Below are 25,390 nucleotides of genomic sequence, written 5' to 3' on the forward strand. Positions count from 1 at the left end.
GGTGCCTCTCCTTGGCACGATCCGACGCAATTTTCTCGCAGATTTTTTCCGCAGCCCTGTCGGGGCGGGGCATAGTGGATCGTCTTCGAAACAAGCGTCCAGGAAGGTGCTGCCCATGCTCTATGCGATCCTTTGCTATCATGACGAGGACTTCGTCGGCTCCTGGAGCAAGGACCAGGACGAGGCCGTGATGAAGAAGCTCGCCGTGGTGCAGGAGAAACTTACCCGGCAGGGGCGCCTCGGCCCGGTGGCACGGCTGCTGCCGACCACTGCGGCGGCGACGCTGCGCAAGGAAGACCCGCCGCTGGTGCTCGACGGCCCCTATGCCGAGACCAAGGAGCAGCTGCTCGGTTTCTACATCGTCGACTGCAAGAATTTGGACGATGCGCTCGACGTGGCGCGCGACCTTGGCGCCGCCAATCCCGGCGGCGCCTATGAGGTGCGCCCGGTCGGCGTGTTCAGGCCCGGAGGCATTTCGGCGTGAGCGACACTGATACCGCCTGGATCGAGACTGCGCTGACCTCGGCGCGGCCCCAGGCGGTCGGCGCGCTGCTGCGCTATTTCCGCGATCTCGACACGGCTGAGGAAGCCTTCCAGAACGCGTGCCTGCGCGCGCTGAAAACCTGGCCGCAGAACGGGCCTCCGCGCGATCCCGCGGCCTGGCTGATCATGGTCGGCCGCAACGTCGCGATCGACGAGGTTCGCCGCAGTCGCAAGCAGCAGCCGTTGCCGGACGACGATCAGGCGATCTCGGATATCGACGACGCCGAAGGCGCGCTTGCCGAGCGGCTCGACGGCTCGCACTACCGCGACGACATCTTGCGGCTGATGTTCATCTGCTGCCACCCGCAGCTGCCGGCGACCCAGCAGATCGCGCTGGCGCTGCGCATCGTCTCGGGTCTGACGGTGAAGCAGATCGCGCGCGCCTTCCTGGTTTCGGAAGCCGCGATGGAGCAGCGCATCACCCGCGCCAAGGCCAAGGTCGCGCAAGCCGGGACGCCGTTCGAGGCGCCCGGCGCGATCGAACGGTCGGAGCGGCTGGCCGGGGTGGCCGCGATGATCTACCTGATCTTCAACGAGGGCTATTCGGCGAGCGGCGATACCGTCGAGATCAGGAAGCCGCTCTGCGAGGAGGCGATCCGGCTGGCGCGGTTGTTGTTGCGCTTGTTCCAGAGCGAGCCGGAGATCATGGGGCTGACGGCGCTGATCCTGCTGCAGCACGCCCGCAGCGCAGCGCGCATTGCCGCCGATGGTTCGCTGATCCTGCTGGACGACCAGGACCGCGCGCTGTGGAATCGCACCATGATCGCGGAGGGGTTGGCGTTGATCGACAAGGCTATGCGCCATCGTCGCAGCGGTCCCTACCAGATCCAGGCCGCGATCGCTGCGCTTCACGCGCGGGCGGCGACGCCTGATGAGACCGACTGGACCCAGATCGATCTCCTCTATGGCGCGCTCGAGGTGGTGCAGCCTTCGCCGGTGGTGACGCTCAACCGCGCAGTCGCGGTTGCCAAGGTACGCGGACCACAGGCCGCGCTCGACCTGATCGAGCCGCTGGCGCCGAAGCTCGCCAATTATTTCCATTTTTTCGGCGTGCGCGGCGCGTTCCTGATGCAGCTCGGCCGCAACGACGAAGCCCGCATCGCCTTCGACCGGGCCATCGCGCTCGCCAACACTTCCGCGGAAGCCGCCCATATCCGCATGCACATTGACCGCCTGATCCGGGACAGCCAGCCGAAGAGTGGCAGTGCCCGGCAGGGTACGAAAGCGAAGTGACCGCCGAAAATTCGTTCTATCACATGTCGGCGCGCGCCAATCCGCTTCGTCTTATTCCCGTATCAAGGGAGCCATTCATGCTGAAAGCCATTACCATCATCGCTGTCGCGATCGCGGTCGGGATCGCGGGCGTCCTCGCCGTCGCATTGACAAAACCCGACACGTTCCGTGTCGAGCGCTCGCTCGTGCTGAACGCGCCGGCCGGCGCGATCTATCCGCTTGTCTCCGATTTCCACTTCTGGACGGGCTGGTCGCCCTATGAGGATCGCGATCCCGCGATGAAGCGCACCTACGGCGGAACGGCGGCCGGGAAGGGCGCGACCTATGCATGGGACGGCAACAACGATGTCGGCGCCGGCCATATGGAGATTATCGAGGCGAACCCGTCGTCGAAACTGCGCATCAAGCTCGACTTCGAACGGCCCTTCGAAGGCCACAACACCGCAGAGTTCACTTTTGTGCCGCAAGGCGATGCCACACTGGTCACATGGGCGATGTCCGGTCCGGCTCCCTTCCTGTCCAAGGTGATGCAGGTGTTCGTCAACATGGACACCATGATCGGCAAGGATTTCGAGATTGGCCTCGCCAGCCTGAAGAAGCTCACCGAGAAGTAACGCCGGCGGCCGCCCGAAGAACTGCCGGGAAACGGTTAGCGAAGAGAAGAAGGAGAGAGACGATGCTCAGTGCCTATCTGTTCTATCAGGACACCTGCGAAGCAGCGTTCAACTATTACGCCAAGGTCCTCGGCGGCACGATCGACGCCATGATGCGTCTCTCGGATACCCCGCCATCGGATATGCCCCCAGGGCCGCCCGGGCGCGAGAAGACCATCATGCATGCGCGGATGACGTTGCCAGGCGGCGCCGTGCTGATGGCCTCCGACACGCCGCCTGAGCATTATCACAAGCCGCAGGGCTTTTCGATCTCGCTCACGGTCGTGGACCCCGCGGAGGGCGAACGCAAGTTCAACGCACTCGCCGACGGCGGCACCGTCACCATGCCCTTCAGCAAGACGTTCTGGGCCAAGGGCTTTGGCATGTGCGTCGACAAATTCGGCATTCCCTGGATGGTGAACTGTCCGGCCGAGGGTATGTGACAGGCGCGATCGCCTGATTTGCCAGGATGTCCCTCTCTCCGATATCGCGAGAGAGGGGCACCTCGTCAGCGGATCGATCCGGTGACGTCCTCGCTCGGCGGCTTCGCCACGCAGCTGGGACAGATCACGAGCTTCGAACCAAGCTGCTTGTCGTTCTCGGCTTCGATCTCGTCGTGGACGGCCCACCATGCGTCGGAATAGGGACGCAATGTGGAAAGCACTCTTTGCCGATCCAGATTGGAATCGCTGTCCGGCGGAGCATGATTGGCAAGCCGACGTTTTGTGACAACGGGTCGATTGGGATCCTGACCGAGCCCGTCCCATGCGATCGGACGATGCTCCGCTGCCGCCGCGGCAGCACACCCTGCGAGCGCTGCGCAAAAACTGAGCAAGACGATAACGTGCCGAGCCATGCCGGACCTGCCGTACGAAATGGAAAACGTTGCGTCGCAACGCTTACGCGGCACTTGAGGGAAATCCGCGTCGACGGCATGGCCGAATGGAGATTCCTTCCCCTCCCATTTCTGCGAGAGCAGTTCGAGCGGCTTCGTGACATGAGGCGGAACTGCATCGCACAAGAATTGGCGAAAGATTGGGCTGTAAACTACGTGCCGGAATCGCTAGTTTGGGTCATAATACCTACAAATCAGGGTGGACGTGACGGGGAAGGGAGCGACCGATGGCGGCGGCGCTACAAATCAATTTTGCTCTATGGGGAATGCTCATCTGCGCCAGCGTGAAGCTCGCGCCGATGGTGCAGATCATGTTCCACTAGGGAACAGCCAGGTCGTGACGGCAATGTTTGTGACGACGACGGCTCCCTTTACGAGCATGTAGAGCCGGCAGACTGTCGTCGAGGTGTCATCGACAGCGCGGGTAGATCGCGGCGAGGTCGCGCCCCTTCAGCAAGATCAGTCGTGAGGTGAGACCGCCGTGGCGGCTGATCCAGTCGCGGACCGGGCCGGGATAGGCTGCAAGCACGGCTTCGGATGCTTCCGGCTCGGCATAAAAGCGTCCGCGCCGGTCGACCGAGCGCGCGGCATGGAAACCCAGAACGGCGCGCTTCGTGGTGCAAATGCGATCGCCCGGCACGATGCTGAGCACCAGCGTGCAGGCGGAGAGGCAGGGGCCGTCGATCACCACGCGTTCCCCGCTTTCGCGCACCTTCTCGAAAAGGTCGAGGAATGGTCCGACCTGTCCGCCGGGGCTTTGGATGATGCGGATCTCGGCTTCGGCGGTTGCGGAGACGAGCAGCGCGGCTGCGAGCATCAGGGCTTTGAGGACGGTGATGCGCCGCATCGAGCACTCCACGAAATCGCGAACCCGGTTACAAGGCTCTACCCGTTGCGCCGCTCGCCGCGCAGCGTCGGCAGACCGATACCCGCAGCATCGAAGCCGCCATCGACGGCCAAAATTTGACCGGTGATGTAGCTCGCGTTGTCGGAGCACAGGAAATAGATCGCTGCGGCGAGTTCCTCCTCCAGGCCGTAGCGGTTGAGCGGGATGGCATCGTGATAGTCGGCGCGAATCTCCTTGGTGTGCACCTGCTTCGCCATCGCGGTGTCGACCGGACCCGGTGCGACCGCGTTGACGCGGATGTTGAGCGAGGCGAGCTCGACCGCGAGCTGCTTGGTGAGGTGCGCGAGCCCCGCTTTGCTGGTGCCGTAGGCCGAGCGCAACGTCGAGGCGCGCACCGCCGAGATGGAGGTGATATTGACGATCGCGCCGCCATTGCCGTCGCGCATCAAGGGCACCGCGGCCTTGGTGCAGAGGAACGGACCAGTGAGATTGACCGCCATGATCCTGTTCCAGTCGGCGTCGCTGGTCTCCAGCACGGGCGCGAACACGGCGACGCCGGCATTGTTGACGAGCGCATCGAGCCGGCCGAAGCGGCTCATCACCGCCGCCATTGCAGCGCCCACGGCGACCGCGTCGGACACGTCGCAGGTGATAGCCAGCGTGTTGTCGGGATTTTTCAGCGCCGCAGCCGCGCTGGTCTGCAGCTCGCCCTCGACATCGAGCAGTGCCACGCGCCAGCCGTCGGCGAGGAAGCGCTTCGCCGTGGCCAGGCCGATCCCGCGTGCGGCACCGGTGACGAGGGCTACTTTGGCAGGGGAGGAGGTCATGGCGCGGTCCTTTGCTGGAGCCCGCGCGGCATGACAGTTTCGTTGGTCCCGTGCAAGGCGCTCATTTCGGACAGAGGGCGCCGCCGGGGAGCCACAATGATCTGCCGAAAAATTTTCTCGGGCCGTGTCGGCCTGGCAAGAGCTCGTTCGTCTTGGAAGTGAGCGCGGGGGCTACAACCGCGTCGCAAGGAACCGCATGCGATTCATGATGCTGATGATCCCGCTCGGCTACGAGACTGCGCCGGCGGACGAGCAACTCGATCCCGAACGTGTCGCCGCGATGATGCGCTATAACGAGGCGCTGAAGGATGCGGGCGTGCTGATCACGTTGGATGGCCTGCATCCGCCGTCGACGGGCGCCCGCGTCTCGTTCGCCACCGGCGCACCGGTCGTGACCGATGGCCCCTTCGCGGAATCCAGGGAAGTGCTGGGCGGCTACTGGATGATCGAGGTCGGCTCGCGCGAGGAGGCGATCGCCTGGGCGAAGAAATGTCCGGCCTCGGTCAACGAGATCATCGAGATTCGCCAGGTGCAGGAAATGTCCGACTTTCCGCCTGACGTGCAGGCCGCAGCCGCCGGTTTTGACGATCTGAAGCAGTAGACAAGGGAGAAACGACCGATGAGCACTGACACCTATCTTGCCGTCTTCCTCGGCAGCAAGAGCAGTCCGAAGTGGGCGGCGTGGACTGCGATGCCCGACGCAGAGCGCAAGGCCAAGGAGATGGAGGGCATGGCGGCCTGGAAGGGCTGGGTCGAGAAGCACCAAGGCGCGATCCAGGCCATGGGCGGTCCGCTCGGCAAGACCAAGAAGGTCGATGCCAACGGCATCGCAGACATCGCCAACGAGATGGGCGCCTTCACCGTCGTCCGCGCCGCCTCGCACGAGGCTGCCGCCAAAATGTTCGAGAACCACCCGCATTTTGCGATCTTCCCCGGCGAGCGGGTCGAGATCATGCCGGTGCTGCCGATCCCGGGCGGCTAGGGCCGATCGGAACGTCGGATCCGTGGAAGTCCGGGTTCACCAAACCCGGTTGCCGCTAGTGACCTTCGTGCCCGGCTCATGTAAAGCTCGTTCACATGAGCTGGCGCAAGGAGCAGCGCCGCGCCGAGCGCGGCTATCACCACGGCAATCTGAAGGAAGCCCTGTTGCAGGCCGCCCTCGGGTTGATCGCCGAGAAAGGTGCGGCCGGCTTCACCTTCGCCGATGCTGCGCGCATGGCCGGCGTCAGCGCGGCGGCGCCTTACCGGCATTTTCGCGACCGCGACGAGCTGTTGTCCTCGATCGCCCAGCGCGGCTTCGAACAGTTCGAGCAGCGGCTCACCGCAGCCTGGGACGACGGACGCCCCGACACCGTCACCGCGTTCGAACGCGTCGGCCGGGCCTATCTCGCCTTCGCCGGCGAGGAGCCCGCCTTCTACAACGCGATGTTCGAATCGGGCCTGCCGGTCGACGCCAACGCGGCGCTCCAGGCCGCCAGCGAGCGCGCTTTCAACGTCATTCGTGCTGCAGCCGAGCGTCTTGCCGCGCTCGCGCCGCCCGGCGCGCCGCGGCCGCCGGCGATGATGATGGCCCTGCACATCTGGTCGATGGCGCACGGCGTCGCCTCGCTGTTCTCGCGTGGCGATGCCGCGCGACGAAAACTGCCGATGTCGCCGGACGAGCTGCTTGAGGCCGAGATGCTGATCTATCTGCGCGGCCTCGGCTTCCCCACCGATCGGCGGTCGCCCGCGACAAGCGCCGAGCCTCCGCCGGTGCCACCGGAGGCATCCTCCGGTTCCGGCGTGCCGCCCGGCGGCCCCTGGGGCAGGCCGAAATAAATCGCGCAAATAATCACGCGGGCGTGTCAGGCCGCCAGCTTGACAAAATCGCGGGATGGTCTAGCTATGTAAATGTTATTTACATTCACAACGGCGCTGATGCCGTGATGGAGAAGGGAAATGGCCTACACCGCTGATGTCAATCGCTGGCGCGGCCCCTCGGACCAACAGCAACAGTACGCGCGGCCCCACATGCTCGATACGCCCTGGCATCCTGGCTGGATTGCCGTGACCATTCTCGGCTTCATCATCTGGTGGCCGATCGGTTTAGCCCTTCTCTTTTTCACACTCGGGAGCAGAAGAATGTCGTGCTGGAGCAACCAGGATCGCTGGCAGAACAAGATGGAGCGGATGCAGTACAAGATGGACCGCATGCGTGACCGCATGGAGCGCCGCGGCTTCGGCTTCGGTTTCGGCCCGCCGTCCTCCGGCAACCGCGCCTTCGACGAGTACCGCTCCGAAACGCTGCGCCGGCTCGAGGAAGAGCAGGTCGAGTTCAAGAACTTCCTCGATCGTCTGCGCCACGCCAAGGACAAGGAAGAGTTCGACCAGTTCATGGCCCAGCACAAGACGCGCCCGACCCCGCCGCCGACCGACCAGCAGCAGGGCTGATCCAAAAAAGGGCCTGATGCCTCTCAAAGCCTTCAGGCGCATGCCCCCAAAGTCCTGATGGCCCCGAGCCGCCCGCCTGCGCACGCCGCAGGCGGGCGGTTTGGTTTGTGGGGTGGCTTCGCGCTCGGCCTCGCGGAATGACCCTGCGCAAGCGAACCCGGTCGGGTGGCGAGATTCAGCGCACCGTCACGAGCTGCGCGCGAACCGACGTCAGGAAGTATTCGTAGGCGTGATCGACGATCTCGTTGAGTGATCGCGTTCGCGCAAACATCGCGCGAGCCTCGGCGAGAAACTCCTCGCGGGTCGGAATCTTCGGCAGGTGCAGATGCGTCAGCGCGTCGACGCCGTCATGGGCCCGATCGAGGATGTCATGCAGCGTCGGCAGGTGCAGCTGGGCGAGATCAGCCCGGTGCAGCGCCGACGAGATCGCGTGCGCCAGCGCGTGCGCGTCGAAGCGACCGGCAAGCTCGCGGGCCGCACGCTTGATGACGCGTGCACCGAGCGGCTGCTCGTTGCGCAGCACCAGTTCGGGCGGCGCCTTCATGTTCCAGACGATACCGAACCAGGACAGGGCCTTCAGAACGTAGTAGGTCGGGTCGATCTCCCACCAGTAAAAGCCCTGTCGCACGCTGCTCTGGTAGGCGTGGTGGTTGTTGTGCCAGCCTTCACCCATGGTGAACAACGCCAGCAGCCAGTTGTTGCGGGAATCGTCGCCCGTCACGTAGCGCTTGCGTCCATGTACATGGGCGAGCGAGTTGATGCAGAAGGTGGCGTGATAGACCAGCACGGTGCTCCACAGGAAGCCGACGACCAGACCCGACCATCCCGCGACGAGGAAGCAGAGCACCGCGAGCGTCACGGCCGGCAGCAGCTCCAGCCGATGCAGCCACATCAGCTCCGGACAAGCTGCAAGATCGCCGACCTTGACGAGGTCGGTCGTGTCGTGCTGCCGGTAAAAGATCCAGCCGAGATGGCTGTACAGGAAGCCGCGATGCCGCGGCGAGTGCGTGTCGTGCTCAGTGTCGGAATGCAGATGATGGTGCCGATGCTTGGCCGCCCACCACAGCACGCTCTTCTGCGCACTACTTTGCGCAATGAAGGCCAGGATGAACTGAAACACCCGGCTTGTCGCATAAGCCTTGTGCGAGAAATAACGGTGGTAGCCCGCCGTGACTCCGAACATGCGCACGACATACAACGACGCGCAAATCGTGAGGGCCTGCCACGTGATGCCCGACCAGATCGCCGCAACACAGCCGAGATGGACCAACAGGAACGGCACGGCCGAGGGGTACATGATGTCGTCGTGCTGGTCGTCGGCGGGCGCGTTGGGCGACATGTCCTGGCGTGACCTTTCTTGGCGTGACCGCGAGGGGGCGTGTGACGGCAACAGCGCCGCCGGGTACGAAAAACCCGCGGATGGCGGACCACCGCGGGCTTGAAATTTCGACGGACTATATGGTCGTGGATGCCGCGCATGCAAGCTCGTAGCCTCACGGGGGCTGCGGCATGGTGCGCGGGTGCCGCCGGCGCGGCGTCGCCTAATATTCGACACGCGGAAGCATCCAAATACCGGAGGCGACGATGGGCAACTTCGCGACGAGGCGCAGCGCGCCGCCGCCGCTGATCCGATTTGGCAAGGCCAGCACCGGTGTGATTCTTGCGGTGATCGCCGATCTGATCGGACGCCGGCTTGGCGGCAGCGCCGCCGACGTGAACGCTTCACTGCGTTCGTGTGAGCATCGGCCGTCCAACACGCAGGGTCTACGCCGGCTGCACGGCCCTCGGTAATCCCGCGCGGCTGACCAACTGCACCGAGCCTGCTTCTGCAGCGTGAGCCTTAGGCGGCGCGGCGGTGGCTCTCGCCATGCGACGACGACCAGGGAAAGCACCACGCCCCAGGGCTTGATCGCGACCTCAGCGCCTTGCGCGTAGCGAGATGGAAATTGATCAACGCCAGCACGACCGCTGCGCGGTTGCCGACCATGTGGTACCAGGCATCATTGAGGCGGCGAATGCGCCGTTCACTGAAGAAGTCGGTAAAGCCGGCCGCGGCAGCAACGAGCGCCATCACGATGCCCGCAACCGGGAACGGGATGATCATGGGTGGAGCGGGTGATCCCCGAGGGGCGGCGGTCGTCTTGGGTTGATGCTCATGGCAAATCCTCGCCAAAAGTGATTTTCGGGACAATTGACCGGGGCAGGCCGGTTGCTCCGGCCATTCGTGGCGCGTCGGGTGATGCCAGACGATCCACGCGCCCCTCAAATACCGGCCTGGCGCCTGCCTTTCCCGCAGCCAAATTCGCGGGTGGTAACCCGGCATTAACCATCGCCGGGCACTGGTAATTATGGACAATCGCGCCCGGAGCTGTCGTCGAGGCCCTTAGTTTTGACATCTTGGCAGGGAATGCAGGCGGCGGCTTTGGACCAGCCCCTGTACCCCAGAAAGACAAGGCTTTGAACAGGCTTGCCGGCTGCGGCGGTTCTACCGCGGCTGTTAGGAAACCGGCCGCCATATGCGGGACGGGACGAAGGTAACGATCGCCAGAAAACGGTCGTCTTGAGAGGATATTGCTGATGAATCCGGCCGACGTGGCTCAGTCCGCCCTTCCGGTTGCCGCTTCCGCCGACGTGTCGCTGATCGCGCTGTTCTGGCAGGCTCACTGGATCGTGAAATGCGTCATGCTGGGCCTGTTGTCCTGCTCGGTCTGGGTTTGGGCCATCGCGATCGACAAGATCTTCCTTTACGCCCGGACCCGCCGCTCGATGGACCGGTTCGAGCAGGCATTCTGGTCCGGCGAGTCCATCGAGGAGCTCTATCGCACGCTCTCGGCCAAGCCGACCCATTCCATGGCGGCCTGTTTCGTAGCGGCGATGCGCGAATGGAAGCGATCTTTCGAGAGCCACGCCCGCTCGGTCGCCGGCCTCCAGATGCGGATCGACAAGGTCATGAATGTCTCGATCGCCCGTGAGGTCGAGCGGCTGGAACGCCGCCTCCTGGTGCTCGCGACCGTCGGCTCGGCCGGCCCCTTTGTCGGCCTGTTCGGCACGGTTTGGGGCATCATGTCGAGCTTCCAGTCGATCGCGGCGTCGAAAAATACCTCCCTGGCGGTGGTGGCGCCCGGCATCGCGGAGGCGCTGTTTGCGACCGCCGTCGGCCTTATCGCCGCCATACCTGCCACTATTTTCTACAATAAGTTCACCTCCGAGGTGAATCGGCAGGCCCAGCGGCTCGAGGGCTTCGCTGACGAATTTTCAGCCATCCTGTCCCGGCAGATCGATGAGCGGGGCTGACGGAGTGGATGGATAGCGTGAAGGCGGGATTGGGCATCAAGCCATGGGCATGAACGTAGCCAGTTCGTCCGGAGGCGGCGGCCGTCGCAGCCGGCGCAAGCCGGTCATGGCCGAGATCAACGTCACGCCGATGGTCGACGTGATGCTGGTGCTGCTCATCATCTTCATGGTGTCGGCGCCGCTGCTCACCGTGGGCGTGCCGCTCGACCTGCCGCAGACCCAGGCCAAGAGCCTCGATCAGAGCGACCAAAAGCCGATCCAAATGTCGGTCGACATCAACGGCAAGGTGTTCATCGCCGATGCCGAGATCGCGATCAACGAGCTGATTCCGAAGCTGAAGGCGATCACGGATGCGCGCGGTGGCCTCGAGGAGCGCATCTATCTGCGCGCCGACAAGAAGGCGGACTACGGTACGGTGGCCAAGGTGATGGGCCTGCTGTCGGGCGCGGGCTTCAAGAAGCTGGCGCTCGTCACCGAAGCGGATCAGGGGTCTTAAGATCGTGAAGGTGAACGTCGACAAGACACTGGTTGCGTCGATCGCCCTCCACGTCCTCGTGATTGGATGGGGGCTGCTCACCTTCAGCAGCAAGGCCTTCATCGCGCCGGAAGAGTCGCTTCCGGTCGACATCATCTCCACCGATCAACTGGCCCAGATGATGTCGGGGCAGAAGACCGGCGATAAGAAAGAGCCCAAGCCGAAGGTCGAGAAGATCGCCGAGGCCAAGCCCGAGGAAGATTCCGTCGGCAAGGTCACCGAGAAGAAAGAGCTGATCAAGACCAACTCGACCCCCGACACGCCGCCGCCGAAGCCCGTCGAAAAGCCGGTCGAGAAGAAGCCCGATCCGCCGAAGCCGGTCGCCGAGACCAAGCCGAAGGAAGAGCCGAAGCCGCAGGAGAAGAAGCCTGATCCGGCCAAGGAAGATCCGATCGCGGAGCTGCAGAAGAAGCTGGAGACCAAGAAGCCGCCGCCCAAGCCGGTGGAGCAGAAGGTCGCGGCGGTGCAGCCGCAGCAGCAGCCGAAACCGAAGGAGCGCACTTTCGACCCCGCGCAGATTGCCCGCGACCTCGACAAGCGCGCTGCGACCCGGCACGAGCTCACGGGAGCGGCGCTGAACGCGTCGGCGTCGTTGGGTTCGACATCGGGGACGTCCGCCAGCAACGTCGCGACTTGGCAAGGGGCATTCATGTCCGCGGTCAGGCGCTGTTTCACGCCGACCTACAACGGACAGGATGCCGATCAATATGAAGTCGACATCGATATTTCCATGAAGATCGATGGAACGCTGGCATCCGAACCAGTCGTCGTTGCGGCGAGAGGACCATCGCGGTCGATCGCTGAGGCGGTGGCGGAGAGTGGCAAGCGAGCCATCGTGCAGTGTCAGGTCTATTCATTCCTGCCGAAGCAGCAGTATGACACCTGGAAGACCATTCCGATGCGCTTCGGACTGAAAGACATGTTGTGACATCCGAACAAAAGAATTTTGCAATGAATGACGTTCGATCGATGAACCGCCGCCGCTTCATGACCCTGACCGGATCGACCCTCGCGTTGCTCGGGGGCGGACAGGCCTTGGCGCAGGGGCAGCCGCGGCTCCGCATCGATCCCACCGAATTTCGTCCGATCCCGATCGCGATCACCAATTTCGTGCCGGGCTCGCCCGCCGACGGCGACGTCGGCAACGGCGTCACCCAGGTCATCACCAACAATCTGAAACGCTCGGGCTTGTTTTCCCCGATCGATCAGGCCGCCTTCATCGAGCGCATCAGCAACATCGACGTCGCGCCGCAATTCGATAATTGGAAAACCCTCAACGCCCAGGCCCTCGTCACCGGCCGCATGACGCGGCAGCCGGACGGTCGCCTCAAGGCCGAATTCCGCCTGTGGGACGTGGTCACCGGCCAGCAGCTCGCCGGCCAGCAATATTTCACCTCGCCGGAATATTGGCGACGGATCGCCCACATCATCTCCGATCAGATCTACGAAAAGTTGACCGGCGAGAAGGGCTATTTCGACAGCCGCGTCGTATTCGTCGACGAATCAGGGCCGAAGGAGCGCCGCGTCAAGCGCCTGGCGATGATGGACCAGGACGGCGCCAATGTGCGCTATCTCACCCGAGGCGCCGACCTCGTGCTGACGCCGCGTTTCTCGCCGAACTCGCAAGAGATCACCTACATGGAGTTCGGCCAGGGCGATCCGAAGGTCTATCTGTTCAACATCGAGACCGGCCAGCGCGAGATCGTCGGCAATTTCCCCGGCATGACCTTCGCGCCGCGCTTCTCTCCGGATGGCCAGCGCGTCATCATGAGCCTGCAGCAGGGCGGCAATTCCAACCTGTTCGTGATGGATCTGCGCTCGCGTTCGACGACGCGTCTCACCGACACGCCGGCGATCGACACGTCGCCGTCCTACTCGCCTGACGGCACCCGCATCTGCTTCGAATCCGATCGCGGCGGCCGATCGCAGATCTATGTGATGGCGGCCGGCGGCGGCCAGGCGCAGCGCATCTCGTTCTCCAAGGACGACAACAACGCCACCTATTCGACGCCGGTGTGGTCGCCGCGCGGCGACTACATCGCCTTCACCCGGCAGGGCGGCGGGCAGTTCTCGATCGGCGTCATGAAACCCGATGGCAGCGGCGAGCGGCTGCTCACCTCAGGCTTCCACAATGAAGGCCCGACCTTCTCGCCGAACGGCCGTGTGCTGATGTTCTTCCGCGACCCCGGTGGCAACAGCGGACCATCGCTGTTTTCGGTCGACATCTCCGGCCGCAACGAGCTGAAGGTGCCGACGCCGGGCTTCGCCTCCGATCCGGCATGGTCGCCGCTGTTGTCCGCGACCGCGGGTCAGTAGAAGAGATCGCGGCTGCGACGCGCGATCTTTTCAAAAGAAAGCGCCAGATTTTTCGGGTTTGCGCGCGCGCGGCAATCCTTCCTTCACCTTGTGCCCGGCAAGGCTTGCCTAGTTGCTTGATTTTGCAGCGGAAATAGATTCGCTATTGCCGAAAAACAACTCGACTTTAACGATGTTCCCTCAGAAAGGCTTCATCTGGTCCGGGTAAAAGTACGCGCTAAACAGGACGCGTAACAAGCCGATGCAGCTGGCCGACCAGAAGCAGAGTGATCGAGACGAGCTGGAGCCCATACTCTACGCCGCTCTCATCAACTCCATGGTTCAGAATTTCTGGGCGATCTTCCTCGGCTCGGCCTCCGCCGCCGTGGCCGCGGTCATGACTGCGCTGAAGACCGGCGACGCCAGGCTTTGGCCGATCGCGTTCCTGCTGATCGCCATCGGTACCGCGCGCGCGTTCCAGATGCGCAGCTACGAGAACCGAACAGAGGCGCTGTCATTCGAGGAGGCCACGCAGCTGGCGCCGCGTTACTGGGCCGGCGCGCTCAGCTATGCCGCGGTGCTCGGCCTGTGGGCCTTCGTCGTGATCTATCTCAACGAGGATCCCGTTGCCGACATGCTCTGTGTCGCGATCGGCATCGGCTATACGGCGGGCGGCGCGGCCCGCAATTACGGCCAGCCCCGGGTGGTCCAGTGGCACGTCGTGCTCGCCTGCGGACCGATGTCGCTCGCGCTGCTGATGCATGGCGGCCTCTACCACATCGGACTCGCCATCCTGCTCGCGTTCTTCTTCGTCGGGCTGAAGAACATCAACCTCAGCCTGCACGCGATCTTCGTCAAGGCATTGACCTCGAGCTTCCGCGAATCCGCGCTGGCGAGCCAGTTCGATACCGCCCTCAACAACATGCCGCACGGCCTGTGCATGTTCCGCGCCGACGGGCGCCTGGCGGTGATGAACCACCGCTTCGGCGAGCTGATGCAATTGCCCGAGGACCTGGTCAAGCGCGGCGCTACCGCCGTCGACATCGTATCGGCCTGCGTCGCGGCGGGCACCATCTCGGTCGAGAGCGGCAATCAGGTCATCGCCGAGATCGAGCAGGCGCGGATCCGCGAGATTGTCAGCGCCGACCCGGATACGACGCGCGGCCGCGCGCTGGCCTGGACGTTCCAGCCGATGGCCCGTGGCGGCACCGTGGTGCTGCTGGAAGACATCACCGAACGCACCAATGCGGAAGCCCGCATCAGCCATCTTGCCAGATATGACGAACTGACGGCGCTGCCGAACCGGGTCTCTTTCCGCGATGAGATCGAGCGGCTCCTCGCCCATTCGCACCATTCCGAACGGCTCTCCGCGTTGCTGTTCATCGACCTCGACCAGTTCAAGCAGGTCAACGACACGCTCGGCCACCCCTGCGGTGACCAGCTCCTTTGCGCGGTCGCCAACCGCTTGCGCGAGATGCTGCGGCCGGAGGATTTCGTCGCCCGCTTCGGCGGCGACGAGTTCGTCGTGTACCAGCAGAACATCAATTCGCCCGAGGATGCCGCGAGCCTCGCCCGCCGCATCGTCGAGCGCCTGAGCGAGCGCTACCGTATCGACAATCATCTGGTCGAGATCGGCGCCAGCGTCGGCATCGCGCTGACCTCGCCCAAGGGCACCAGCGCCGACACGCTGCTCAAGAACGCCGATATGGCGCTCTACCGCGCCAAGGCCGACGGCCGCGGCACTTTCTGCTTCTTCCGCGACGAGATGGCGGCGACCGTCGAGGCTCGCCGCATCCTCGAGCTGGACCTGCGCAAGGCGCTCGCCAATGAGGAGTTCGAGCTGTTCTACCAGCCGCTCGTCAACCTCAAGTCCGGCAAGATCACCACCTGCGAGGCGCTGCTGCGCTGGAATCATCCGGTGCGCGGCACGGTCTCGCCGATCGACATCATCCCGGTTGCCGAGGACATGGGCCTGATCGTCGATCTCGGCCGCTGGATCCTGCGCCGCGCCTGCATGGAATGCATGAAGTGGCCCGAGGGCGTCAGTGTCGCGGTCAATTTCTCGCCGCAGCAATTCCATCAGCGCGACGTGCTGAGCGAGATCCGCTACGCGCTCGAAGTGTCGGGCCTGCCGGCCCATCGCCTCGAGATCGAGATCACCGAATCCTCGTTGCTGCGCAACACCCAACTCACCCACGACATCCTGTCGCAGCTGCATGCGCTCGGCGTGCGCATTTCACTCGACGATTTCGGCACCGGCTATTCGAGCCTCAGCTATCTGCACAATTTCCCGATGCAGAAGGTCAAGATCGACCGCTCCTTCCTCGAGGGCATCGACACCGATCGCCCGCTGACGCTGCTGCGCGGCGTGGCACGGCTGTCGGCCGATCTCGGCATGTCGGTCGTGGTCGAAGGCATCGAGACCAACGAGCAGCTCGAGTTGATCAGTGCCGACGGCACCGTGTCCGAGGCGCAAGGCTATCTGTTCAGCCGCCCGGTGCCCGCGGTGCGGATGCGCCAGCTCCTGAACGCCTCGCATGGACGGCGCGGCGAGAACCTGCTCCAGGTTGTCGGCGCGCGCTCGTTCGCCTAGCCGCTGCTTCCCCGAATTGCCCGCCGTTTCACGCTGTTGCGGCAGCTCCGTAGTCCTACGGTCGGTTAACCCTAACAGTTCGATTGCTTTGCTTCGTTGTTAAGAAGCTGTTAATAATTGGTCACGCGTGGAGGTTGTCCTGCGCGTATGCGGTGGTGGGTCAGGAGTAGGGATGCAGTCCTCAGCCAGAGCGATCATTTCGGCTGTTGGACGGGGTGCAGAGCTCCTGACCGACGTCGACTATCATCTTGCCGAGACGGTCGAGGAGAAGGAGGAGATCTACAACCTCCGCTACCGCGCGTATTTGCGCGAAGGTGCCGTCAAGGAATCTGCCGAGGCACGCGTCACCGATAAGTATGACGAGCTGCCGAACGCGTGGACCTTCGGTGTCTATCTCCGCGGCGAGCTCTGCAGCTCGGTGCGCATCAGCGTGCTGACCTCGGAATGGCGCTCATCGACCTCGGCCGACGTTTTTCCCGACGTCGTGCTGCCGCGGCTCGATCGCGGCGAGGTCATGATCGATCCGACGCGGTTCGTCGCCGATCCTGATATGGCCAAGCGCGTCCCCGAGCTGCCTTATCTGACGACGCGTCTCGCCTACATGGCGTGCGAGCATTTCAATGCCGATCTCGGCCTTGCGATCGTGCGTCCCGAGCATCACGCGTTCTATCGCCGGGTGTTCCTGCACGCGCCGATTGCCGAGCCGCGGCAGGTGCCTGGCCTCACCAAGGCGTTCGGGTTGATGGCGGCCGATTTCCCGACCTTCCGCAAGAAGGTGTTCGAGCGCTATCCGATCATGCGCTCGACGGCGTTCGAGCGGCGCATGCTGTTCGGGCGCGGCGGCCAGCGCCAGGTTCCGCAGCGGCCGGTGCTGGTGGCCGAGGCCGCTCACGCCTGATTCTGCGGCGGCCCTGTGACGGCCGGAGCGGCCTCCGGGCAGGGGGAGTTCGCGTCGTCAGCCATATCGGGGCCAAAATTCCGGCGATATCCAGCGTTTTTGCCCGGCCCCCCGGCTTGCCTTCACCCTCGCGCCACATTTACAACCCATTAACCATGATGGGTGCTTTTCGCTGGTTGGGGGCATTTGACCGGCTGAGGCAAGGTTCCGTCAAGGTTGACGGAACGTTCGCTTAACCAACCCCCTGTAGACCGGACAGCAGTGGACGAACGTGAGCGTGGAGGCTCCGGAATGAAATATCCTATGCGTATCCTCCAGGGATTGAAGCTGGCCGCGGTGCTTGCCATTGCCCTGTCGATGGGCGCCTGCGCCAACAAGAACATGGGTATGGACGCGAATGCGAGCGCGGCGACGCCGGGCAGCCAGCAGGATTTCGTGGTGAACGTGGGCGACCGCGTGTTCTTCGAGAGCGACCAGACCGATCTGACCCCGCAGGCGATCGTGACCCTGGAGAAGCAGGCCCAGTGGCTGCAGACCTATCCGCGCTACTCCTTCACCATCGAAGGTCACGCCGACGAACGCGGCACCCGCGAATACAACATCGCCCTCGGCGCCCGCCGCGCCCAGTCGGTGCGTTCGTTCCTGGTCTCGCGCGGCATCGATGCGAACCGCATGCGCACCATCTCCTACGGCAAGGAGCGCCCGGTGGCCGTGTGTAACGACATCTCCTGCTGGTCACAGAACCGTCGTGCCGTGACCGTGCTGAACGCGAGCTCCTGATCTCTGGTCAGCCGCTGTTCATCTTCAGGAACCGATGATGCCGGCGCCCTCACGGGCGCCGGTTTCGTTTCAGCGACCTGTGACTGAAAACCCCTTGGTGGTAGTCACAGTTTTGGCGTACTCCCCTTCAATGTGTGGCGCGTCGCATGTTCCGTCGCAGGCCATTTCGCTTTCGTCGTCAGGGCAAGATGTCATCCAGATTTAAGGTCTTAACCGGCACCGCGGCCGCCGCCGCGCTGCTCTCCTTGTGTTCGCCGGCCTTCGCCCAGTCGGACGATGGCGACCCCGAGATGCGGATCGAGCGGCTGGAAAACCAGCTGCGCCAACTCACCGGCCAGAACGAAGAGCTGCAATATCGCAACCGCCAGCTCGAGGATCGCATCCATCAGCTCGAGGGCGCGACACCCGGCCAGGCGCCGCTGCAGCCCAACGTCGCAGCCGTGCCGCCGGCCCAGGTCGCCCCTGGCTATCGCCAGCAACCGCCGCAGCAGCAGGGCATGCAGCCGAATTACGAGCAGCCGCAGGTCGCCGCTCCCGCGCCGATCGTTCAGGAGCAGCCTGGCCCCGGCGCGCCCGGCAGTCGTCGCCGTGGCGATGCGTTCGACCCGAGCCAGGCTCCGAACGCTCCCGGCGCGCCGCGCGCGCTCGGCGGCGGTCAGCAGCCGCTCGATCTCAGCGCCAATGGCGGCCGCTATCCGCAGGCCGCAGCGCCGCCCCAGCAAGCCTATCCGCAGGCGACCGCGCCCCAGGCGGTCCAGCCCGGCTATCCGCCCGCCCAGCAGGCTTACCCGCCGCAGGCCGGTGCTCCGGCTCTCGCGACCCTGCCGCCCTCGGCCACGCCACGGGACGAGTTCGACCTCGGCATCGGCTACATGCAACGCAAGGACTATGCGCTGGCCGAGCAGACCATGAAGAATTTTGCGGCGAAATACCCGAACGACCCGCTGCTCGGCGATGCGCAATACTGGCTCGGCGAGAGCTACTACCAGCGCCAGCAATATCGCGATTCCGCCGAAGCGTTCCTCGCCGTCACCACCAAATACGACAAATCGGCGAAGGCGCCGGATGCGCTGCTGCGGCTCGGCCAGTCGCTGGCCGCGCTGAAGGAAAAGGAAGCCGCCTGTGCCGCCTTCGGCGAGGTCGGTCGCAAATATCCGCGCGCCTCCGCCGGCGTCAAAGCCGCCGTCGACCGCGAGCAGAAGCGGGTGAAGTGCTGATCCGCTGACAAAGCGGATGGTGTTGCGCTAAACAGTCGATCCATCCGCGGACGATTGCAGCGTCATGTCAGACGACGACGATTCACCGATTTCGGCGCGCGCGGCGAAGCAGCTCTTCGCCGGGCTGGAAGCTGCGCCGGCGCTGGTGCTGGCGGTGTCTGGCGGCCCCGATTCGGTCGCGCTGATGTGGCTCGCGGCGCGCTGGCGGCGCAGTTTTACCCGCGGACCTGAGCTCACGGCCGTCACCGTCGATCACGGCCTGCGGAGCGAGGCCGCGCGTGAGGCGCGTGAGGTCAAACGGCTGGCCGCTGAGCTTGGCCTTGCGCACCGGACTCTGCATTGGCGCGGCGCCAAGCCAAAGACGGGATTGCCTGCCGCCGCGCGTGAGGCCCGCTACCGCCTGCTCGCGAAGGCCGCGCACTCAGCCGGCGCGAGCCATGTGCTGACCGCCCATACCCGCGACGACCAGGCCGAGACCCTGCTGATGCGGCTCGTACGCGGCAGCGGCATCGCCGGGCTGTCGGCGATGGCGCGCCTGACCACGCGCGACGCCATCGTGCTCGCGCGTCCGCTGCTCGATGTTTCGAAATCGCAGCTCATCGCGACCCTGAAACGGGCCGGGATCGGTTTCGCCGACGATCCCACCAACCGCGATGCCACCTTCACACGACCGCGATTGCGGGCGCTGTTGCCGCAGCTTGCCGCCGAGGGCGGCGATGCCCGCACGCTGGTGCGGCTGTCGGCGCGGCTTGCCCGCGCCAATGCGGCGGTCGAGGTGCTGACCGACGGCGCCGAGCGCTTCCTCGCCTTGCGGGATCGCGGCGGTGCGCCGCATCGGGGCGTTCGCAGCTTTGAGGCCGCGGCCTTTGCAGCCCTGCCGGAGGAAGTCCGGCTGCGGCTGTTGCTGCGGGCCATCGATGCGCTCGGGCATGAAGGGCCCGCGGAACTCGGCAAGGTCGAAACCCTTCTGGCGGCGCTCGACCAGGCCGTCCACGGCCAGGCGGTCGCGACGGCCGCCCGCGCCCCCGCAAATGGCCGTCCGATTCTGAAGCAGACCTTGGCGGGCGCCTTGATCAGCCTAGCGGGCGGGCGTATCCACATCGCGCCTGCGCCGGCCCGGCGGTCGAAAGGGGACGGCGAGGCGGCGAGGGGCGGACCATGACACCGGCCGTTTGCCCCGGATGCCGTCAGGACACCTTAACCAGGCAGGAAAAAGCCCGGCTTTGACGCCATTATTTCAGCGGGAATCGCTCTAAGATGGGATAAATAGTCCCATCTCGTTCCCTTGGCAGCGACCCGGGTGGCACCTAGATTGTATCCATCTAACCGAGAGGATTCCTTGGGGATTTTCTCTAGCTTGCCCAAGGATGAGGCCGCGATCCGCGCGACCACGAAGGAAGATCGATGAACGCCAATCTGCGCAATTTCGCCCTCTGGGTCATCATTGTTTTGCTGCTGTTGGCGTTGTTCACGCTCTTCCAGAATCCGGGTCAGCGGGCCTCCTCGCAGGACATCGCCTTCTCGCAGCTCCTCAGCGAAGTTGACCAGGGCCGTGTCCGCGACGTCGTGATTCAGGGGCCTGAAATCCACGGCACCTTCACCACCGGCCAGAGCTTCCAGACCTATGCGCCGAACGACCCGACGCTGGTGAAGCGCCTCTATGACAGCAAGGTCCAGATCACCGCCAAGCCGCCCGGCGACAACGTGCCGTGGTTCGTCTCGCTGCTGGTCTCCTGGCTCCCGTTCATCGCGCTGATCGGCGTCTGGATCTTCCTGTCGCGGCAGATGCAGGGCGGCGCCGGCAAGGCGATGGGCTTCGGCAAGTCGCGCGCGAAGATGCTGACCGAAGCGCATGGCCGCGTCACCTTCGAGGACGTCGCCGGCGTCGACGAAGCCAAGCAGGACCTGCAGGAGATCGTCGAATTCCTGCGTGACCCCGGCAAATTCCAGCGCCTCGGCGGCCGCATTCCGCGCGGCGTGCTGCTGGTCGGCCCTCCCGGCACCGGCAAGACCCTGATCGCGCGTGCGGTGGCGGGCGAAGCCAACGTGCCGTTCTTCACCATCTCGGGTTCGGACTTCGTCGAGATGTTCGTGGGCGTCGGCGCCTCTCGCGTGCGTGACATGTTCGAGCAGGCCAAGAAGAACGCGCCCTGCATCATCTTCATCGACGAAATCGATGCGGTCGGACGTCATCGCGGCGCCGGTCTCGGCGGCGGCAATGACGAGCGCGAGCAGACGCTGAACCAGCTGCTGGTCGAGATGGACGGCTTCGAGGCGAACGAGGGCGTGATCCTGATCGCCGCGACCAACCGTCCCGACGTGCTCGATCCCGCGCTGCTGCGTCCGGGCCGCTTCGACCGTCAGGTCGTGGTGCCGAACCCCGACGTCGTCGGCCGCGAGCAGATCCTCAAGGTCCACGTCCGCAAGGTGCCGCTGGCGCCCGATATCAACCTCAAGACCATCGCGCGCGGTACGCCGGGCTTCTCCGGCGCCGATTTGATGAACCTCGTCAACGAAGCTGCCCTGACCGCTGCGCGTCGCAACAAGCGCATGGTCACCCAGGCCGAGTTCGAAGAGGCCAAGGACAAGGTGATGATGGGGGCCGAGCGCAAGTCGCTCGTCATGACCGAGGAAGAGAAGCTGCTGACGGCCTATCACGAGGGCGGCCACGCCATCGTCGGCCTCAACGTGCCCGCGACCGATCCGATCCACAAGGCGACCATCATTCCGCGCGGTCGTGCGCTCGGCATGGTCATGCAGCTGCCCGAACGCGACAAGCTGTCGATGTCGCTGGAACAGATGACCTCGCGCCTCGCCATCATGATGGGCGGCCGTGTCGCCGAAGAGCTGATCTTCGGCCGCGAGAAGGTCACCTCGGGTGCCGCCTCCGACATCGAGCAGGCCACGCGCCTGGCCCGCATGATGGTGACGCGCTGGGGCCTGTCGGAAGAACTCGGCACCGTGTCCTACGGCGAGAACCAGGACGAGGTGTTCCTGGGCATGTCGGTGTCGCGGACGCAGAACGCCTCCGAGGCAACGGTCCAGAAGATCGACTCCGAGATCAAGCGCCTGGTCGAGGAAGGCTACAAGGAGGCGACCCGCATTCTCACCGAGAAGCATGCCGACCTCGAGACCCTGGCCAAGGGCCTGCTCGAGTTCGAGACGCTGACGGGAGATGAGATCGTCGATCTCCTCAAGGGCAAGAAGCCGAACCGCGAGTCGGTGCTCGAGCCGACCACGCCGCGCGCCTCCGCGGTGCCCCCGGCCGGCAAGTCGCCGCGCCCGCGGCCCGATCCGGATCCCGGCCTGGAGCCGCAGCCGCAGGCGTAAATCTCGCCTGCCATGGCCGGATATTCCGGCAAACCCATTGTGCAAAAGCTCGGTGTCAAGCCGGGCTTTTGCATTTTCGTGGACGGCCTCGCCACGCCCTATCGCGACGTCGTCGGTGAATTGCCTGACGGTGTGACCATCGCGAAGGCGATCAGGCCTCCGCTCGACATGGTGCATCTCTTCGCAGCCGAAGCCAAAGGCCTCGCCGCAAAACTGCGCAGCTCCCGCAAGGCGATCGCGCCCGACGGGATGATCTGGGCATCGTGGCCGAAGCAGGCATCGGGCGTCCCGACTGACGTGACCGAAGCCCTGGTGCGCGAGACCGCGCTCGCGAACGGCCTCGTCGATATCAAGATCTGCGCGGTCAACGATGTCTGGTCCGGCCTCAAGCTCGTGATCCCCCTGAAGGATCGCGCGAAAGCCGCCAAATAGCTCCGGTCCCGTCGGGTGGGCACAGGCGCCCTTGCGCCGTGTCCACGATCTCTCGCCCATCGCGGCAGGTGGCGGGCACGCCTCGCGGCGTATCAGGAAGGCACGTCATCGCTCCACACTGCGTCATTGCGAGCGCAGCGAAGCAATGACGACGTGGATGAAGTTGCGCTCAGACTGAGCGCTCGTCCCCCGGACACGAACAGGAGCCATTCAGCGCCGGCTCCGCATTCACGACGCCAGCCGAAGCCAGACGTCGTTGCTCGCCAGCGTACCGTCGGGCGTGGCGATCTCCAGGTCTACGACGTGCAGGGAGTGGTCTCCGTAGACATATTTCAGGTGCCAGATCAGCCCGAGGTCCGGCGTGATGATGAAATCATCGAGTCCATCGGTGATCGCTCGAACCGCCTCCCGGTGCGTCAGCGGCGCCGAAAACATCGCATCGATCAGATTGGCGAGGCTCATGCCTTCGACCAGCATCATGCGCGCGATGTCGTCGCCATGGACCTGGCGGAGCGCTGAGACGATGACGGCAATGGCGTCCGGATTTTTCATGACACGGTTTGCTTCAGGCCATTTGCATAGCCCGATCTGACTGCATTGAGCCGCGTCAGGCACGAAGCTGACGTAGCCCGGATGGAGCGTCAGCGTAATCCGGGATCGCTACTTTAGAGAAGGCCCCGGATTGCGCTACGCTCCATCCGGGCTGCGGCCTCCCTTGTCGCTGGGCCGGTGGGGTCATCGTCGGGCATGTGCGGAAGGCCCGGACGAGCTCTTACCGGCGCACGCGCCAAACAGTCCAGCCGGGTTTCGACACGGCCCGCACCGCCTCCAGATAGTCCGGAGCTTCGCCGCGGCCGAGATGCGCGGCGAGGCCCTCCGGCGCGATGCGGACAAGATCCTCCTGATCGATGGAGCCGTTGCACGTCAGGATGTAGTCGACCTGCCGTGCGCGGAACATGTCGCGCGCGGCTTCCGGTGTTTCCGTCATGGTGTGGACCATGACGAGGTTGCCGTCATTGTTGCGGTGGTAGGGAGCAGCGAAGACGGAATGTTCCGTCGCGGCCAGGATCGCAGGACCCGAATCGATCGGCGCCATCACCCGCCCGGCCGGCAGGAAGGCGAGCGGTGCGGCGCTTGAGATGGTCTGGCAGGATTCGGCGGGATCTGGCATCGCGATCTTTTGTCCGCCCGTGCCGGCAGCGAGTGCCGGCCAGACCGCAAAACCCATGCCGCCGAGTGTGGCGGGCGACACCAGTACCGCCGCACGTACCAGCCGCCAACCGGCCACGACCTTGGTGCGAAGCCGGGTGATTCCCGCGACGCATAGCGGGGCCGCCACGATGTTCGCGGCAGCGGCGCCGCGCAATTCCCACAGGCTCTCGCCGAACAGCGTTGCGAGCGTGATGGTCGAGACGATCCAGCGAAAGCGCGTTTGCGGCGTGCAGCCAATCATGGCAGCCACACACAGGCCGAGCGTCAGCAATGGAAAAGCGTAATAGCCGAGCAGCTTTTGCGGCTGCAGCTGGGCCAATTCCGTCATCGGCATGGTCTCGATGACGCGGCCAAGCCAGAAGCTGACGAGCAGGGGGTCAACCTGCGCATAGGGCGATGCAACGCAGCTCGGGTATGACCTGAAGAATGCGCCGAGCAGGAGAGCACCGGCGAGAGCGCTCGCCGTCAACCGCACCCACAAGCCCTCGCGCAGCCGGCTAGCACCGGCGATCACAAGCAGCGCGATGCCGCCCCCTGCGGCCAGGAGCAGGATGGGTCCGCCGAAGGCATCGCAGACCGGCGTGAGGAGACTGTTCATCGGGAGCAGAAGCAGCGCCAGCAGCAGCGACGACCCGGCAAGGCCTGCACCGAAGGCGCAGGCTGGGCGCAGGGCTTCCGCGCCTTTCCACACCAGGAGTGCCACGACGGCCGCGCTCGCCACAGCGATGGCAGGAAGCATTTCCAATCCGACCGATAGCGAAAGCGCTGCGAGGAATCCTGCCAAAGCCGCCTTGGCTGCACGGTATTCCAGGTCGCAGATGTGGAGCACGAAGCCGAGCAGCAGCACGATCTGCAGATTGTGATGGTCGATCGCGCCGGCGCGGAAGTGGATGAGGGCAGGGATCGACAGCGCCGCAAGCAGAATCGCCGCGAGCTGCGCCCGCGGCTTGTCCGCCGGAGCGCTTGCCTGACTTGCGATCCTCGCCGCGAGCCATAGCGCGGCCCCCAGCAACAGCGACGGCCACAGCACCAGCGTGAGTGCTTCGGCATGATGCTGGCCGAGGAGCGGGCGGAACAAGAGGATCAGAATGGCCAGGGGCGCATCGACGATGCGGGACCAGTGCATGGCGATTCCGGGCGGGTCGAGCCGGTATTGAGTCAGGTCGAACCAGCCCTGGCCGGAGAGAAGATCGCGCACTTCGACCAGACGCATGGCGTCGTCGGTCGACAGCGTGTCGAACACGCCGGTTTTGATCGCCGGAAGCGCGAGCACAGCCACGATTGCGGCCCAGATTATCGCGAGCACGATCGCAGGCTTCGGCTCCGCGGTCGATCGTTGCACGGTCGATGGGGCGAGCGGCGGCATTGTCGGGCGT

At 64.6% G+C, this 25,390-nt stretch carries 27 protein-coding genes; 20 read left to right on the forward strand and 7 right to left on the reverse strand.

The window, feature by feature from the left end; genetic code table 11:
• Positions 1 to 115: 115 nt before the first annotated feature.
• The 4 genes from ACVW16_RS22480 to ACVW16_RS22495 all read left to right on the forward strand — a co-directional run bounded on the left by ACVW16_RS22480 (position 116) and on the right by ACVW16_RS22495 (position 2,872).
• Entirely contained in the window at positions 116 to 484 is a 369-nt protein-coding gene (locus ACVW16_RS22480; protein ID WP_456701303.1) for a YciI family protein, read from the forward strand.
• Entirely contained in the window at positions 481 to 1,776 is a 1,296-nt protein-coding gene (locus ACVW16_RS22485) for an RNA polymerase sigma factor (protein WP_456736244.1), read from the forward strand. Before ACVW16_RS22480 ends, ACVW16_RS22485 begins: the two co-directional genes overlap by 4 nt.
• A 77-nt stretch (positions 1,777 to 1,853) precedes the next feature.
• Positions 1,854 to 2,390 carry an SRPBCC family protein gene (locus ACVW16_RS22490; RefSeq protein WP_456736243.1) on the forward strand — a complete coding sequence of 179 codons (537 nt, stop codon included), beginning with the start codon at positions 1,854 to 1,856 and terminating at the stop codon, positions 2,388 to 2,390.
• Positions 2,391 to 2,452: 62 nt separating this feature from the next.
• The gene (locus ACVW16_RS22495; RefSeq protein WP_456701306.1) at positions 2,453 to 2,872 is read left to right on the forward strand and encodes a VOC family protein; all 420 of its coding nucleotides are present in this window, start codon (positions 2,453 to 2,455) and stop codon (positions 2,870 to 2,872) included.
• A gap of 65 nt (positions 2,873 to 2,937) precedes the next feature.
• Here the strand turns inward: ACVW16_RS22495 and ACVW16_RS22500 are convergent, their stop codons facing one another.
• The 3 genes from ACVW16_RS22500 to ACVW16_RS22510 all read right to left on the reverse strand — a co-directional run bounded on the left by ACVW16_RS22500 (position 2,938) and on the right by ACVW16_RS22510 (position 4,998).
• Complete coding sequence (locus tag ACVW16_RS22500) at positions 2,938 to 3,093, reverse strand: hypothetical protein (protein WP_456701307.1); 156 nt, start codon at positions 3,091 to 3,093, stop codon at positions 2,938 to 2,940.
• Between the two features lie 640 nt (positions 3,094 to 3,733).
• Entirely contained in the window at positions 3,734 to 4,171 is a 438-nt protein-coding gene (locus tag ACVW16_RS22505; protein ID WP_456736242.1) for a hypothetical protein, read from the reverse strand.
• A 38-nt stretch (positions 4,172 to 4,209) separates the two neighbouring features.
• Positions 4,210 to 4,998 (reverse strand): SDR family NAD(P)-dependent oxidoreductase, encoded by a 789-nt coding sequence (locus ACVW16_RS22510; RefSeq protein ID WP_456736241.1) that lies wholly within the window; start codon positions 4,996 to 4,998, stop codon positions 4,210 to 4,212.
• A 196-nt stretch (positions 4,999 to 5,194) separates the two neighbouring features.
• Here ACVW16_RS22510 and ACVW16_RS22515 point away from each other — a divergent pair, with 196 nt between their 5' ends.
• From ACVW16_RS22515 to ACVW16_RS22530, 4 genes are all read left to right on the forward strand, one after another.
• Entirely contained in the window at positions 5,195 to 5,599 is a 405-nt protein-coding gene (locus tag ACVW16_RS22515) for a YciI family protein (RefSeq protein WP_456736240.1), read from the forward strand.
• Positions 5,600 to 5,617: 18 nt separating this feature from the next.
• Positions 5,618 to 5,980 (forward strand): hypothetical protein, encoded by a 363-nt coding sequence (locus tag ACVW16_RS22520; protein ID WP_456736239.1) that lies wholly within the window; start codon positions 5,618 to 5,620, stop codon positions 5,978 to 5,980.
• A 95-nt stretch (positions 5,981 to 6,075) separates the two neighbouring features.
• A complete protein-coding gene (locus tag ACVW16_RS22525; RefSeq protein WP_456736238.1) occupies positions 6,076 to 6,816 on the forward strand; it encodes a TetR/AcrR family transcriptional regulator in 741 nt (246 codons plus the stop codon).
• A gap of 120 nt (positions 6,817 to 6,936) precedes the next feature.
• Positions 6,937 to 7,428 carry a DUF2852 domain-containing protein gene (locus ACVW16_RS22530; protein ID WP_456736237.1) on the forward strand — a complete coding sequence of 164 codons (492 nt, stop codon included), beginning with the start codon at positions 6,937 to 6,939 and terminating at the stop codon, positions 7,426 to 7,428.
• A 175-nt stretch (positions 7,429 to 7,603) separates the two neighbouring features.
• Here the strand turns inward: ACVW16_RS22530 and ACVW16_RS22535 are convergent, their stop codons facing one another.
• A complete protein-coding gene (locus tag ACVW16_RS22535) occupies positions 7,604 to 8,767 on the reverse strand; it encodes an acyl-CoA desaturase (RefSeq protein ID WP_456736236.1) in 1,164 nt (387 codons plus the stop codon).
• Between the two features lie 245 nt (positions 8,768 to 9,012).
• Here ACVW16_RS22535 and ACVW16_RS22540 point away from each other — a divergent pair, with 245 nt between their 5' ends.
• Positions 9,013 to 9,219, forward strand: a complete 207-nt coding sequence (locus tag ACVW16_RS22540; RefSeq protein WP_456736235.1) for a hypothetical protein — start codon at positions 9,013 to 9,015, stop codon at positions 9,217 to 9,219.
• A gap of 49 nt (positions 9,220 to 9,268) precedes the next feature.
• Here ACVW16_RS22540 and ACVW16_RS22545 read toward each other — a convergent pair whose 3' ends face one another.
• Positions 9,269 to 9,532, reverse strand: coding sequence for a DUF2231 domain-containing protein (locus ACVW16_RS22545; RefSeq protein ID WP_456736234.1), 264 nt, complete (start codon positions 9,530 to 9,532; stop codon positions 9,269 to 9,271).
• A gap of 473 nt (positions 9,533 to 10,005) precedes the next feature.
• Between ACVW16_RS22545 and tolQ the strand changes: the two genes are divergently transcribed.
• The 11 genes from tolQ (at position 10,006) to ACVW16_RS22600 (ending at position 22,802) form a co-directional block, all read left to right on the forward strand.
• The gene (tolQ, locus tag ACVW16_RS22550; protein WP_027532430.1) at positions 10,006 to 10,722 is read left to right on the forward strand and encodes a protein TolQ; all 717 of its coding nucleotides are present in this window, start codon (positions 10,006 to 10,008) and stop codon (positions 10,720 to 10,722) included.
• A gap of 43 nt (positions 10,723 to 10,765) precedes the next feature.
• Positions 10,766 to 11,218, forward strand: a complete 453-nt coding sequence (tolR, locus tag ACVW16_RS22555; RefSeq protein WP_092227175.1) for a protein TolR — start codon at positions 10,766 to 10,768, stop codon at positions 11,216 to 11,218.
• A gap of 4 nt (positions 11,219 to 11,222) precedes the next feature.
• Positions 11,223 to 12,185, forward strand: a complete 963-nt coding sequence (locus ACVW16_RS22560; RefSeq protein ID WP_456701316.1) for a protein TolA — start codon at positions 11,223 to 11,225, stop codon at positions 12,183 to 12,185.
• A 41-nt stretch (positions 12,186 to 12,226) separates the two neighbouring features.
• Positions 12,227 to 13,573: a Tol-Pal system beta propeller repeat protein TolB gene (gene tolB / locus ACVW16_RS22565; protein WP_456738232.1), complete on the forward strand. Its 1,347-nt coding sequence runs from the start codon at positions 12,227 to 12,229 to the stop codon at positions 13,571 to 13,573.
• 241 nt (positions 13,574 to 13,814) lie between these two features.
• Positions 13,815 to 16,145: a putative bifunctional diguanylate cyclase/phosphodiesterase gene (locus ACVW16_RS22570; protein WP_456736233.1), complete on the forward strand. Its 2,331-nt coding sequence runs from the start codon at positions 13,815 to 13,817 to the stop codon at positions 16,143 to 16,145.
• A gap of 172 nt (positions 16,146 to 16,317) precedes the next feature.
• A complete protein-coding gene (locus tag ACVW16_RS22575; RefSeq protein ID WP_456701318.1) occupies positions 16,318 to 17,043 on the forward strand; it encodes an N-acyl amino acid synthase FeeM domain-containing protein in 726 nt (241 codons plus the stop codon).
• A gap of 291 nt (positions 17,044 to 17,334) precedes the next feature.
• Complete coding sequence (pal, locus tag ACVW16_RS22580; RefSeq protein WP_092227179.1) at positions 17,335 to 17,823, forward strand: peptidoglycan-associated lipoprotein Pal; 489 nt, start codon at positions 17,335 to 17,337, stop codon at positions 17,821 to 17,823.
• A gap of 188 nt (positions 17,824 to 18,011) precedes the next feature.
• Positions 18,012 to 19,040: a tol-pal system protein YbgF gene (ybgF, locus tag ACVW16_RS22585; protein ID WP_456736232.1), complete on the forward strand. Its 1,029-nt coding sequence runs from the start codon at positions 18,012 to 18,014 to the stop codon at positions 19,038 to 19,040.
• Between the two features lie 64 nt (positions 19,041 to 19,104).
• Entirely contained in the window at positions 19,105 to 20,202 is a 1,098-nt protein-coding gene (gene tilS, locus ACVW16_RS22590; RefSeq protein WP_456736231.1) for a tRNA lysidine(34) synthetase TilS, read from the forward strand.
• 242 nt (positions 20,203 to 20,444) lie between these two features.
• Positions 20,445 to 22,370, forward strand: coding sequence for an ATP-dependent zinc metalloprotease FtsH (gene ftsH / locus ACVW16_RS22595; protein WP_092227182.1), 1,926 nt, complete (start codon positions 20,445 to 20,447; stop codon positions 22,368 to 22,370).
• 12 nt (positions 22,371 to 22,382) lie between these two features.
• Positions 22,383 to 22,802, forward strand: coding sequence for a DUF3052 family protein (locus tag ACVW16_RS22600; protein WP_456701321.1), 420 nt, complete (start codon positions 22,383 to 22,385; stop codon positions 22,800 to 22,802).
• A gap of 228 nt (positions 22,803 to 23,030) precedes the next feature.
• Here the strand turns inward: ACVW16_RS22600 and ACVW16_RS22605 are convergent, their stop codons facing one another.
• Positions 23,031 to 23,354 (reverse strand): hypothetical protein, encoded by a 324-nt coding sequence (locus ACVW16_RS22605; RefSeq protein WP_456701322.1) that lies wholly within the window; start codon positions 23,352 to 23,354, stop codon positions 23,031 to 23,033.
• Positions 23,355 to 23,574: 220 nt separating this feature from the next.
• Entirely contained in the window at positions 23,575 to 25,380 is a 1,806-nt protein-coding gene (locus ACVW16_RS22610) for a hypothetical protein (protein ID WP_456736230.1), read from the reverse strand.
• Between the last annotated feature and the right edge of the window lie 10 nt (positions 25,381 to 25,390).

This window comes from Bradyrhizobium sp. USDA 4474 (assembly GCF_054057515.1).

What these genes read in the sequence shown, in the direction of transcription:
- ACVW16_RS22480 (WP_456701303.1), top strand. Translation starts at nt 116, where the DNA reads ATGCTCTATGCGATCCTTTGCTATCATGACGAGGACTTCGTCGGCTCC.
- ACVW16_RS22490 (WP_456736243.1), top strand. Translation starts at nt 1,854, where the DNA reads ATGCTGAAAGCCATTACCATCATCGCTGTCGCGATCGCGGTCGGGATC.
- ACVW16_RS22495 (WP_456701306.1), top strand. Translation starts at nt 2,453, where the DNA reads ATGCTCAGTGCCTATCTGTTCTATCAGGACACCTGCGAAGCAGCGTTC.
- ACVW16_RS22505 (WP_456736242.1), bottom strand. Translation starts at nt 4,171, where the DNA reads ATGCGGCGCATCACCGTCCTCAAAGCCCTGATGCTCGCAGCCGCGCTG.
- ACVW16_RS22510 (WP_456736241.1), bottom strand. Translation starts at nt 4,998, where the DNA reads ATGACCTCCTCCCCTGCCAAAGTAGCCCTCGTCACCGGTGCCGCACGC.
- ACVW16_RS22515 (WP_456736240.1), top strand. Translation starts at nt 5,195, where the DNA reads ATGCGATTCATGATGCTGATGATCCCGCTCGGCTACGAGACTGCGCCG.
- ACVW16_RS22520 (WP_456736239.1), top strand. Translation starts at nt 5,618, where the DNA reads ATGAGCACTGACACCTATCTTGCCGTCTTCCTCGGCAGCAAGAGCAGT.
- ACVW16_RS22525 (WP_456736238.1), top strand. Translation starts at nt 6,076, where the DNA reads ATGAGCTGGCGCAAGGAGCAGCGCCGCGCCGAGCGCGGCTATCACCAC.
- ACVW16_RS22530 (WP_456736237.1), top strand. Translation starts at nt 6,937, where the DNA reads ATGGCCTACACCGCTGATGTCAATCGCTGGCGCGGCCCCTCGGACCAA.
- ACVW16_RS22535 (WP_456736236.1), bottom strand. Translation starts at nt 8,767, where the DNA reads ATGTCGCCCAACGCGCCCGCCGACGACCAGCACGACGACATCATGTAC.
- ACVW16_RS22540 (WP_456736235.1), top strand. Translation starts at nt 9,013, where the DNA reads ATGGGCAACTTCGCGACGAGGCGCAGCGCGCCGCCGCCGCTGATCCGA.
- ACVW16_RS22545 (WP_456736234.1), bottom strand. Translation starts at nt 9,532, where the DNA reads ATGATCATCCCGTTCCCGGTTGCGGGCATCGTGATGGCGCTCGTTGCT.
- tolQ (WP_027532430.1), top strand. Translation starts at nt 10,006, where the DNA reads ATGAATCCGGCCGACGTGGCTCAGTCCGCCCTTCCGGTTGCCGCTTCC.
- tolR (WP_092227175.1), top strand. Translation starts at nt 10,766, where the DNA reads ATGGGCATGAACGTAGCCAGTTCGTCCGGAGGCGGCGGCCGTCGCAGC.
- tolB (WP_456738232.1), top strand. Translation starts at nt 12,227, where the DNA reads ATGAACCGCCGCCGCTTCATGACCCTGACCGGATCGACCCTCGCGTTG.
- ACVW16_RS22570 (WP_456736233.1), top strand. Translation starts at nt 13,815, where the DNA reads ATGCAGCTGGCCGACCAGAAGCAGAGTGATCGAGACGAGCTGGAGCCC.
- ACVW16_RS22575 (WP_456701318.1), top strand. Translation starts at nt 16,318, where the DNA reads ATGCAGTCCTCAGCCAGAGCGATCATTTCGGCTGTTGGACGGGGTGCA.
- pal (WP_092227179.1), top strand. Translation starts at nt 17,335, where the DNA reads ATGAAATATCCTATGCGTATCCTCCAGGGATTGAAGCTGGCCGCGGTG.
- ybgF (WP_456736232.1), top strand. Translation starts at nt 18,012, where the DNA reads ATGTCATCCAGATTTAAGGTCTTAACCGGCACCGCGGCCGCCGCCGCG.
- tilS (WP_456736231.1), top strand. Translation starts at nt 19,105, where the DNA reads ATGTCAGACGACGACGATTCACCGATTTCGGCGCGCGCGGCGAAGCAG.
- ftsH (WP_092227182.1), top strand. Translation starts at nt 20,445, where the DNA reads ATGAACGCCAATCTGCGCAATTTCGCCCTCTGGGTCATCATTGTTTTG.
- ACVW16_RS22600 (WP_456701321.1), top strand. Translation starts at nt 22,383, where the DNA reads ATGGCCGGATATTCCGGCAAACCCATTGTGCAAAAGCTCGGTGTCAAG.
- ACVW16_RS22605 (WP_456701322.1), bottom strand. Translation starts at nt 23,354, where the DNA reads ATGAAAAATCCGGACGCCATTGCCGTCATCGTCTCAGCGCTCCGCCAG.
- ACVW16_RS22610 (WP_456736230.1), bottom strand. Translation starts at nt 25,380, where the DNA reads ATGCCGCCGCTCGCCCCATCGACCGTGCAACGATCGACCGCGGAGCCG.